At 78.1% G+C, this 1,096-nt stretch carries 1 protein-coding gene; it reads left to right on the plus strand.

Going from position 1 to position 1,096, the window contains the following annotated elements:
• Window positions 1-1,096 (plus strand): Hsp70 family protein (locus KBX53_RS33870; protein ID WP_210863912.1); only part of this gene is annotated, 1,096 nt, incomplete at both ends.

Genomic DNA, 1,096 nt, shown 5'->3' on the forward strand with positions numbered 1-1,096 from the left:
CGCCGTCTCCGCCGACCACGCCGGCACCCTGCCCCGCGGCGGGGACGCCCGCCGGTTGGCGCAGACCGACCCGGGCCGGTTCGAGGCGAACCCGAAGCGTCGGGTGGACGAGCCGACCGTGCGGCTCGGCGACAACGCGTACCCGCCGGCCGAGCTGCTCGCCGCGGTGCTGGCGTCGGTCGCGCGGGCCGCGGTGGGCGCGGTGGGCTTCCTGCCCCCGGCCGTGGTCACCTGCCCGGCCGCCTGGGACGCGACGCGGCGGCAGGTCCTCGCCGACGCGCTGCTGCGGGCGGGTTGGCCGCAGGCGGCCGAGCACACCCTCGCCGGGCCGACCCCGCCGGGCACCCGTTTGCTGCGGGAGCCGGTGGCCGCCGCCCGCTACTACACGCAGGTGCTGCACCGTCCGGTGCCGGTCGGCGGGGCCATCGCGGTGTTCGACTTCGGTGGCGGGACGCTCGACGTCGCGGTGCTGCGCAACGAGGGCGCGGACCCCTGGGGCGACTCCGGCTTCAGCGTGGTCGCCGACGGCGGCCTGCCCGACCTGGGCGGCCTGGACCTCGACGCCGCGCTGGTACGGCGGGTCGGTGAGCTGGTCGGTGAGCGGCACGCCGCGCAGTGGGCCCGGCTCACCCGACCGGCGGATCCGGCGCAGCGCCGCGACCAGATCCGGCTCTGGGACGAGGTACGAGGCGCGAAGGAGACCCTGTCCCGGTCCGTTGTCGCGCCGGTCGCGGTGCCGGGAGTGGCCGAGCCGATCCAGCTGACCCGGGCGGACGTCGAACGGGTGGCCACGCCGCTGCTGCGGCGGGCGGTGCAGCGGGCCCGGGAGGTCATCGCCGCCGCCGGTCTGCGCCCCGACCAGCTCGCCGGGCTGTTCCTCGTGGGCGGGTCGTCGCGGATCCCGCTGGTGGCCCGGATGCTGCACGCCGACCTGGGGATCGCGCCGACGGTGCTGGACCAGCCCGAGTTGCCGGTGGCCGAGGGTGCCCTGACCGACCTGCCACTGCGCAAGCCGCTACCCGCCCCGGCGTACGCGGGACCACCAGTGGCCCCACCCGCGCCAGCTCCGGTGAGCCCGCCCGCCCCGGCCGCAGCA

It is taken from the genome of Micromonospora sp. M51 (genome assembly GCF_018070305.1).
Lineage (GTDB): Bacteria > Actinomycetota > Actinomycetes > Mycobacteriales > Micromonosporaceae > Micromonospora > Micromonospora parva.